This is a genomic window from Candidatus Neomarinimicrobiota bacterium (genome assembly GCA_041862535.1).
In the GTDB taxonomy this organism is placed as follows: Bacteria; Fidelibacterota; Marinisomatia; order SCGC-AAA003-L08; family TS1B11.
This window is the reverse complement of record JBGVTM010000077.1, coordinates 1-4,946: the sequence shown is the minus strand read 5'-3', so window position 1 is coordinate 4,946 and position 4,946 is coordinate 1. Positions and strand designations below refer to the sequence as shown.

General features: G+C 60.1%; 4 protein-coding genes. 3 read left to right on the top strand and 1 reads right to left on the bottom strand.

The genetic code is table 11. The features are described 5' to 3' along the window. From ACETWG_03175 to ACETWG_03165, 3 genes are all read left to right on the top strand, one after another. Positions 1-900 (top strand): hypothetical protein (locus tag ACETWG_03175; GenBank protein ID MFB0515590.1); only part of this gene is annotated, 900 nt, incomplete at its 5' end. Positions 901-928: 28 nt separating this feature from the next. Further along, positions 929-1,705 carry a ParA family protein gene (locus ACETWG_03170; protein ID MFB0515589.1) on the top strand — a complete coding sequence of 259 codons (777 nt, stop codon included), beginning with the start codon at positions 929-931 and terminating at the stop codon, positions 1,703-1,705. A gap of 256 nt (positions 1,706-1,961) precedes the next feature. Continuing rightward, a complete protein-coding gene (locus ACETWG_03165; protein ID MFB0515588.1) occupies positions 1,962-2,765 on the top strand; it encodes an FG-GAP repeat protein in 804 nt (267 codons plus the stop codon). A gap of 206 nt (positions 2,766-2,971) precedes the next feature. On the opposite strand, the gene ACETWG_03160 is transcribed toward ACETWG_03165, so the two are convergent. Next, on the bottom strand, positions 2,972-4,946 hold a 1,975-nt coding region (locus ACETWG_03160; GenBank protein MFB0515587.1), incomplete at its 5' end, for an alpha-amylase family glycosyl hydrolase.

Here is a 4,946-nt window from a genome sequence, read left to right as displayed (position 1 = left end):
TCCCTGCAGCAGACCAGCGACGGTGGCTATATTATCGTGGGTGCCGCCCTGTCCGCCGCACCCGGAGATTATAACCTCCGGCTTATCAGGACCGATGGCAGCGGGCGCCAGCTGTGGGCTCGGTCCTTGGGTGGCAACGGCTGGGACTGGGGCCGTTTCGTCCGGCAGACCAGCGACGACGGCTTCATTATTGTCGGCTGGACCGATTCCTACGGCGAAGGCAGCGGCGATCTCTGGTTGATCAAGACGGATGCTCGGGGCGAGGAGGAGTGGAGCCGCACGTATGGCGGGATCGATAATGATCAGGGCAACTGCGTTCAGCCGACGGCAGATGGTGGGTACATCATAACTGGCGCCACTTCTTCAAACAGCGTGGGCAACGACGATCTCTGGATCATTAAGACCGATGCTGGTGGCACGGTACAGTGGATGCGGACTTTCGGCGGCGGAGGTGACGACGAGGGGCACTTTGCCCAGGTCACAGCTGACGGGGGATATATTGTCGTGGGATCTACGACCTCCATTAGCGTCGGCCAGAGCGATGTATGGCTGATAAAGCTGCAGTCCGACGGCCGTACGGAATGGACCCGAACCTTCGGCGGTGTGGAATGGGACTGGGGGAATGCCGTGCAGGAAGTCCCTGGGGGCGGCTATGTCATTGTCGGGACCACCCTATCTTTCGGCGCCGGGGACAGCGATCTCTGGCTCATCAAGACTGATGCTGAAGGCAATGAAGAATGGAACCGTACCTATGGCGGCCACGATTTAGATTTCGGGCTCATGGTGCAGCCCACTACCGACCGGGGTTATATTCTCGTCGGACGCACGTACTCCTTTGGCGCGGGTAACAGCGACCTATGGCTCATCAAAACCGATTCCGAGGGGCAGGCAGTGTTTTAACCCCACCCGGTTCCGAGGGGAGTGCCCGGTGAGGAGCATCGCCATCCTGAATCCGAAAGGCGGCAGTGGCAAGACCACCACGACGGTCAATCTGGCGGCCGCTCTGGGGGAGAGAGAGCGGCGGGTGCTGGTGGTGGATATGGACGCCCAGGGAACGACTACCCGCTGGTTCGGTTTCACAAATCCAGGCCGGAACATCACCGATATCTTCATCACTGAAAGGCCCCTGGTTGAGTTAGTCTGGCCCACGCGAGTCCTGGGTGTTGCTCTGGTACCCGCCTCGGCCTGGCTCTCCGGTGTGGAGAAGGCCCTGACCTGGGAGATGAAGGCGGTGCAATTTTTCCACAGGAGCGTGGCTTCGCTACCAGCGGGTCAGTGGGACTTCCTGCTCGTTGACTGCCCCCCGTCCCTGGGCTTCCTCACGGTCAATACCCTCCTCGGAGTAGAGGAAGTCCTGGTTCCGGTAGAGGCCCATTATCTGGCCCTGCAGGGCGTTAACCGGGTGGTTACGGTAGTGGAGGCTCTGAGGCGTCACCTGAATCCCAGGCTGCGGATTGCCGGTATCCTGGCCTGCCGGGTGGACACGCGGACCAGTCACTCGCGGGACATGGTACGGGAGCTGCAGCGGCGCTTCGGCCCGCTGGTCTATCAGGCTAAGATCCGTGAGAGTGTGCGCCTGGCGGAGGCGGCCTCCAGACACCAGCCTATTACCCTATTTGACAGCAACAGCAAAGGTGCTCAGGACTACCGGGCCCTGGCCAGGGAAATTATGGCCGGTGAGAAAGAAATCAGTCCAAAGCTGTAAATCCCAGGTTAATAATTTCGGATTACGAGTTGTGTGCTAGAGCCAACAGCGGCCAGCCTTCAGCGCTCAGCAATCAGCATAGTTACCCTGAGGCTCTCGAAGGGTGACGATGTGGAACCCCAGTTACAATCCTCCATCAACGGACCACGGACGACGGGCCATCCCAATTGGGATTGACTTGCCCGCCTGCCCCTGCCATGCCTATACTCCCTTCAAGTTATCTCGCGGACACATAATATCTGTACAGGAAGGCATTATGGGAATCATGGACAGTATTCCAGTCCTGAAGGGATCTATATGGAGAAGTTCCAGATGGCTTATCCCTTTCCTCATCGCTACCCTTACCCTGTTCAACTGCGACGACAGCGAACCACCGGATAGCGAAATCGTCAAACTGCTGGCCCCCGACGCGCAGGCTGGTGACGGCTTCGGCTACTCCGTGGCCCTCAGCCCCGCCGAAGGCGGGGTCAGCGGCGATTACGCTATTGTGGGGGCCGATGGAGAAGACGCCGGTGGTATCGGGGCCGGGGCGGCTTATGTTTTCCGGCGCACGGGCGCGAACAGCTGGGACGGCGGCACCAGGATCGTGGCCCCCGACGCGCAGGCTTATGCCTTCTTCGGCACGTCCGTGGCCCTCAGCGGCGATTACGCTATTGTGGGGGCACCCTGGGCCTGGGAATATACCGGGGGTATACTGGCTGGGGCGGCCTATATCTTCAAGCGTACGGGCGCGAACAGCTGGGACGGCGGCACCAAGATCGCGGCCCCCGACGCCCAGGCTGAGGACTACTTCGGCCGCTCCGTGGCCCTCAGCGGCGATTACGCCATTGTAGGCGCCGATGGAGAGGACGCCGGGGGCATGTTTGCCGGGGCGGCTTATGTCTTCCGACGCACAGGTACGAACAGCTGGGATGGCGGCACCAAGATCATGGCCCCCGACGCGGAGGGTTATGACGGCTTCGGCTGGTCCGTGGCCCTCAGCGGGGATTACTCTCTCGTGGGGGCACCTTATGAAGATACCGGGGACATCGCGGGCGGGGCGGCCTACGTCTTTAAGTGAATCACGGGCGTGCAGAGAGCGAATTCATAAATGGATTCGTTTAATCAAATAAAGACAGCTGAAGCTGCCTATCAGGAATTCAAAGCCCCGCCGTTGGCGGGGGTTGATTCGACTGGGAGTTATGGTTTACCACATCGCTCTTCTGGTGTCCAGCTCCCCGGTCCCTAGCAACATACAACGTACCACGTACCACGGACAACCGACAATCACCGCTCGTCCATTGTCGTTTCCACTCGCCGCCAGATCACTCCTGAGCGGATCGGAACCGTCACTTCACCGCCACCTTTAAACCTGCCTTTACCCCCGTAGACTGCTGTCCACTCCAGTTCCTCGCCCGGCAACCGAAAGGACTGGTCCTTTTCACCCTTATTGAGTACCACCAGGAATTCCTCTTCGAAGCCGATGCGGCGGTAGGCCAGCAGGTGCTCGGTGGCGGCTTCCACTACCAGGTCGCCGACGGCCAGGGCGGGGTGCTGCCGGCGGAGATGGAGGAGTTTGGAAACGGCGTTGAAGGTGGCTTGTTCATCATCGATCCACCCGGTCCATTTCATGGGGCGGCGGTTGTCGGGGTCGCCGGCGCCGGCCATGCCGATCTCGTCGCCGTAATAGATCACCGGCACGCCGGGAACTGTCAGCACGAAGGTGCAGTACAGGCGCAGGCGCTCGTGGGCGGGGCTGCCGGCCGGTGAAGGAGGATGGGTCCAGGCGGCTTCCTGGGCGTTTTCAGTGAAGGATACCTTCCGGTCGGCCAGGGAGATGAAGCGCACCTGGTCGTGGCTGCTCACCAGGGTTCCCATGAGGTTCAGCGGATCGTATACGGCCAGGTTCCGCTTAAGGGTCCAGGCGATGTCGGTCATGGATCCGGTGCCCAGGGCGAAGGCTTCGCGGGTGTTGAAGTAGAGGTCGAAGTTGAACTGGCCGTCCAGCTGCGCACTGTTGACGTAGCTCTTGATGAGAGCGTCTGAGCCATAGGTTTCGCCCAGCTGGTAGAGGTGCCTGTCGGGGAAGCGCTCGTGCAGCTTGCGGGTGAGGGTGATCCAGAACTGCCCGGGGAGGTGCTTGACGGCATCGTGGCGGAAGCCGTCCAGTTCGAAGGTCTCGATCCACCACAGGGCGTTGTCGGTCATGGTTTCCAGGGCTTCCCGGCTGTGGAGGTAGTCGAACGAAGGGAGGAAGGTATCGAACCAGGTAGTCAGGCGTTGCTCGTCCCACAGGCGGATGTTGCGGCGGCCATCGGGAAGTTCCAGGTGACCGTACCAGTCGCGGTGATCCTGGAAGTAGGGGTGTTTTTCGTGGGTGTGGTTGGCTACAAAGTCCAGGATAGCCCTCAGGTGATAGTCATGGGCGGTGGTGACGAGTTCCCTGGCCGCCCCCCGGCCGCCAATGCGGTGTTCCACCTGAGTCGGGTGCACCGGCCAGTAGCCGTGATAACCGGTGTACTTACGGTGGGGCGGTGGATACTCCTCATAAGCGGAATCTGGGCCCCGATTGAGGGGCGAGAGCCAGAGGGTGGAGACGCCCAGGCTGTCGAAGTAGCCCTGTTCAATTTTCTGGGTGATGCCCTCCAGGTCACCACCGCAATAATTGGCCAGTGGTTCCAGCGCGGGATCGGGAGAAGCCCAGTTATTGAAGGGATTTCCGTCATAGAAGCGATCGGTTATGGGGAAGTACACAACCTGGGTGTACCACGAGTCCAATGGTGTGGAAGCAGTGATCGTCTGGCCGTGCTCCAGGAGGAACTGGGTTTCCCGGCAGACGCGGCCCGCCTCGTCCTGGGCCAGGATGCGCACGAACCCCTTAGTCTTGATGTGAAAAGCGAGCATAAGTTCCTCTGCGCCCGATTTGAATTTCCACTGGTGAGCGGGCAGCTTGTAATTATTCACCAGCACGGTGATGGAGCGGGGATTCACGGCCGCGGCACCTGGTGGCCGCTGAAAACGGAAAGTAAATTGGCGGCCGCTGTGGCCGGTGCGGATAAAAAAGCCGGTAGGAACGGCGTCGGTCTCCCGCAGGTCGAGAACCGAATTGAACCCTCCCATATTATTCGAGACACTATCGGGATTGGCCGGATCGTTGATCCATTTACCATCTACGATCAGCTTGTACTCGTGCTTTTTGGGATTCAGGTAGGTAGTGACTTCATATATTCCATCGCGGTCCAGGTCGAGCAGGATCAGTTGG